Annotated in this window: 3 protein-coding genes, 2 pseudogenes and 1 riboswitch; all 5 genes and pseudogenes read left to right on the forward strand. The window is 43.7% G+C overall.

Annotated features, from left to right (window positions below; translation table 11 throughout):
* The first annotated feature begins 128 nt into the window (after positions 1-128).
* On the forward strand, positions 129-464 hold the full coding sequence (locus L1N85_RS26510) for a transposase (protein ID WP_268818496.1): 336 nt from the start codon (positions 129-131) through the stop codon (positions 462-464).
* 50 nt (positions 465-514) lie between these two features.
* On the forward strand, positions 515-808 hold the full coding sequence (locus L1N85_RS28130; protein WP_407946579.1) for an IS3 family transposase: 294 nt from the start codon (positions 515-517) through the stop codon (positions 806-808).
* Between the two features lie 296 nt (positions 809-1,104).
* A pseudogene (locus L1N85_RS26515) lies at positions 1,105-1,278 on the forward strand (small acid-soluble spore protein H); the annotation flags it as partial.
* A 335-nt stretch (positions 1,279-1,613) separates the two neighbouring features.
* Positions 1,614-1,701: riboswitch (cyclic di-GMP riboswitch) on the forward strand.
* Positions 1,702-1,749: 48 nt separating this feature from the next.
* Positions 1,750-2,895: a copper amine oxidase N-terminal domain-containing protein gene (locus L1N85_RS26520; RefSeq protein WP_235242020.1), complete on the forward strand. Its 1,146-nt coding sequence runs from the start codon at positions 1,750-1,752 to the stop codon at positions 2,893-2,895.
* A gap of 910 nt (positions 2,896-3,805) precedes the next feature.
* Positions 3,806-4,372: pseudogene (locus L1N85_RS26525) on the forward strand (reverse transcriptase domain-containing protein); the annotation flags it as partial.
* Positions 4,373-4,464 lie beyond the last annotated feature (92 nt).

Genomic DNA, 4,464 nt, shown 5'->3' on the forward strand with positions numbered 1-4,464 from the left:
AAACGTCCATTTTAGAGTAAATGGCAGCAATTTAAAGCAATTCTACGATCGATATCGAATAAGAGGTGCAGTGTCCACAATAAGGGTGTTTAACCGTAGTCATCGAAAAGTGACCTTGACCCGAATAGATGAACACGAAGAAAACCTCTATAATAAATCATGGAGGGGTTCACAATGGACAAGGGAAGAAATACAACTCATTTAAGGAGCAGGTCGTCCTGCGTATCTTGGCTGAAGAAACAACGGTGGGGGAAACCGCTAAGGAGATCGGTGTTCACCATACTAAGATAAGGGACTGGGTTAAGAGTCATAAACGTGACGGAGACAGTGCATCCCCAGGCAGTGGTAAGCTGAAGGCCGAAGAAGAGGATATGCGTAAAAAACGCAAGCAACTCGCTGATCTAAAGGAAGAAAATGAAATCCTAAAAAAGGCGGCAGCCTACTTTACGAAAAATCTGAAATAATTAGGTTCAAATTTATCTTTGAACACCGCTTCGTGTTTCGGATTGCGAAGATGTGCCAGGCTCTTAACGTCTCTAGAAGCGGCTATTATGCTTATATCAAACGACCAGAAAGCAAACGTAGTGTTGAAAATCGGAAGTTGCTAGATAGGATTCGAGACATTCACATAGGCAGTCATAAGATCTATGGGTCACCTCAAATTACCAAGAATCTACTGCCCGACCAAAAAGCTAGTCGAGGCCGTGTGGATCGCCTCATGCAGGCAAATGGTATCCGATCGAAAGTAGTCAAGAAATATAAGGCTACAACGAATCATTTGAACCGAGTAATCTACACATTTTTATGATCAACAACTATATAACTTTATCACAAGTAAGGTTTTATATTGTTTCCGCAACATATCGCCCTAATGCTGACTGAATTGCCTGTCCGTAATCTGTCGAATATAATGACCGTATCTCAGAAAAGGAAAAGGATGCCTCCTATAATTTCGGGAGCTTTAAAGTGCTGGGATATGGAGGTAAGTTTTCGCCTGAAATTACTTACGGAGACCAATAAAAATAACCGGTGCGTAATCCCGTGAATAGAATTTTCCTCTTGCGCACACAATGAAATGACCAGAAGCAGAGGAGGTTTTATATGATGAATATTCAACGGGCTCAGGAAATCGCGGCCTCACCGAACATGGAAAACGTGGAGTATAACGGGGTTCGCGTTTATATCCAGCATGTGAACGAAGAGAATGATACAGCCAGAGTCTATCCCCTCGACCAACCGGATCAAGAGCAAGAAGTTCCCATACGCAGCCTCTCCGAACTTTCTTCGCAGGTGGCTATGGAAGTCGATCAAATGGCATGCAGGTTTCCAAGCGATACATAGTCTGAATGTAGGGGCACAAGTCGAAATACAGGAATTCGGAATACAGAGCATGGCGAGATTGACGCCTGTGCTCTGTATTTTTTATAGCGGAAGTCAATCATCGTACAGAATAATGAGTCTCGTATCACTACCGTGTATGCGGATAATAGGAATGAGTACAATTTCACCTAGACCCCTCTTCATTTCAGTTTAATTTAGATTATTTTTTAAGTGTAATGAGACTTAAAGCCCATGTCGAAAGTTGTCTAATTAATTACAATGTACGTAGATGCTAATGATAAAGGCAAACCTATGGAAACATGGGGACGCAAAGCTGCAGACCTAAGGGAGAGGGCCTTCTAGGGTGGCTGGGTTGCCAATAGTGATTCTATTGGTGCATTCATTCATTTATATTAAGGAGAGTGCCCCATGAAAAAGAAGAAGAAGGCTTTAGCTGTATCATCTGCTCTAATGATTTCACTTATGCTGGTTATGTCGCCTTTTGCAAGCGCGGAAGATACCGATAAGAAAGAGAAACCGGTATACTACGGCAAAAACGATGATGACAAAGACAAAGACAAATACAAAGACGATGATGATGACAACGAAGATGACGAAAACGAAGATAACGAGAATGACGACAAAGACGATGATGAAAGCATAGAGGATGCCGTGAAAGGGTCCGAAAAGACTTTAAAGAAAGAGTATAAAGAGAAAGAAGAAGCTCTCAAACAAGACTATGAACAGCAATTAAGCGAATTGGAAGCGTTAAAAGACGAATTGTCCAAAGAAGAGTACGAGGCCAGGAAAAAACAGGTTGAAGATGAATTGAAACAGGCGAAGGAATCTTTGGATCAGGAAATTGATTTAATTGAAGATGCGCTGGACGCCTTGAAGGATCAAATAAAAGAAGAGCGTAAAGCGATTCTTAAGCAATATAAGGATAAAAAGGATGAGTTGAAAGATTTTGCGGATGAGTTGAAAAAGAAAATTGAGGAATCGGTAGATAATGAGGAACTGGCAGAGGACGAGCTGTATGAATCTTTGGCTCAATACTATGCGCAAGCGGGTGTCCTCAAAGAAGCCATTTCCGCCCAGAAGGAAGCGGTAAAGCGCGACCTGAGGAATCTTGACCGTTATAAAGCATTATCAGAGCTATTGGAACAGGAAGGCATCACGGGTATTAAAGCTTACGTGAACGGAGAAATACCGGACTTCCCGTTTGCTCCTAAAATTAAAGATGGAACAACGTTGATTCCATTCCGTGCGGTTTCTGAAGCTCTTCAAGCTGAAGTAGTTTGGAATGCCGATGAGCGTTCGGTTACGGTTATGAGGAACGGAACAGTGATTAAGCTGATTATTGATGAAACGATAGCTTTTGTGAACGGTAAGGAAGTCATCCTGGAGGTTCCAGCCCAAATCGAACAAGGCAATACGATAGTGCCTATCCGCTTCATTAGTGAATCCCTGGGTGCGGATGTGCAGTTTGAAACCGAGACGCAAAGCGTAGTTATTGTTGATACCGAAACAAGTCCTGTCGATCCTGCAGCGACGGAAACAACGACGACGCCATAATCGATTTGAGCCAAAAGGGCAATCCCGCAAGGGGATAGCCCTTTTTTCGTATGCGCTACGCATGATGATTAACTTGTCCCAATAAACTGCTACTAACCATTTGAATCGAGATTGACGGACGAACAATCCGCTGTACTGTGGCAGTGGAATCAGTAACGCAGCCTGAACGATGTATTTCAATGGATATTGAGTATTGTACTAACAGGCAGGTTCGACAAGTTCCGCTATAAGCGCTACTGCGCGAAAAGCGGGAGATTACATGATTAATCTTAACTTTACAATCGAGGATGGGAATGACGGAGCCATGTTTCCCGAAACCATCCCGCCAACACTCCTGCATGCGTCATAGCTGACAGGCTATGGGGTTTGGAGTACAGGTAGATTCGGCAGAACGAAGGCTGAAGCCACCCCAATGGAGAAGGTATGCTAACGGATATGCCGCGCGGCTGAAAAACTGGATATGGTGAGAATCGTTCCGCGAAAGGAACTGACAAACAACCGAAGGTACGGGTCTAAAGTTAGAATATATGGAAACATATATACCATCTTACGATGGCGTGAGTGGCGTGGAGTAAAAATCTGCCATATGAAATACGCTATGCCGAACAATGGCGGCATCTAGCTCACAGGCTCAAAGGGAGCACCTAAGTTCAGAATGAATAGCTAGATTGTAAGGGACTTGGAAAACAAGGAACGTTGCAACAAGGGCTGTCACCCGAAACGGCTGCTATAAGGCATTCGCCGAAATGCATTTATCCTTGTGAGGGCAGGGGCACGACTGATGAATCTCCTGTAATGGGAGTGGAGGAACAGCCCCAAGTCTAACTGAAAGAACGATCATTTTCCAAATGTGAATTGCACCGATCGGGTAAGAACGTGGGAACATCACCTCGCGAGGAGGGATGCCACAGTGCAAGCCTTGAGATATTGGGATTATTACGGCATGACGGAACTCTTTACGGATTTATATGATAAAGCCATGAGACATGAGACATTTTCGAATTTATACGATACGATTACCTCCAGAGAAAATATCTTACTGGCCTATCGGACAATGAAATCCAATAAAGGTTCAAAGACACCGGGAACCGATGGAAAAACCATCGCCGACATTCAGAAGCTATCTGACGATGAACTAGTGACGGAAATCCAAACCAAGCTGAAAAACTATCGCCCTAAGAAAATCAGACGGAAACTCATCGAGAAGGACAACGGCAAATTAAGACCGCTCGGAATTCCTTGTATCCTGGACCGCATCATCCAGCAATGCTTTAAGCAAGTGTTTGAACCTATCGGAGAAGCTCGGTTCTTCAAGCACAGCTACGGCTTCAGACCGCTTCGGTCTACGCACCATGCGATGGCAAGAGTGCAATTCCTAGTGAACCATTCACAACTGCATTACGTAGTGGATATCGATATCCAAGGCTTCTTCGATAACGTAAACCATTCCCTGCTGGTGAAACAACTGTGGAACCTAGTACCTAATCAATCCTTAAACTGTGGGTAAAGGCGTTTTAGTTTGATTCTTGCTTCATTGGTGGTAAACTGCCAGTCAACACCTTTCTGGGA

The organism is Paenibacillus alkaliterrae (assembly GCF_021532375.1).
In the GTDB taxonomy this organism is placed as follows: Bacteria; Bacillota; Bacilli; order Paenibacillales; family Paenibacillaceae; genus Pristimantibacillus; species Pristimantibacillus alkaliterrae.

Coding starts and splice junctions, on each gene's coding strand:
- L1N85_RS28130 (WP_407946579.1), top strand. CDS start 515: ATGTGCCAGGCTCTTAACGTCTCTAGAAGCGGCTATTATGCTTATATC.
- L1N85_RS26510 (WP_268818496.1), top strand. CDS start 129: ATGAACACGAAGAAAACCTCTATAATAAATCATGGAGGGGTTCACAAT.
- L1N85_RS26520 (WP_235242020.1), top strand. CDS start 1,750: ATGAAAAAGAAGAAGAAGGCTTTAGCTGTATCATCTGCTCTAATGATT.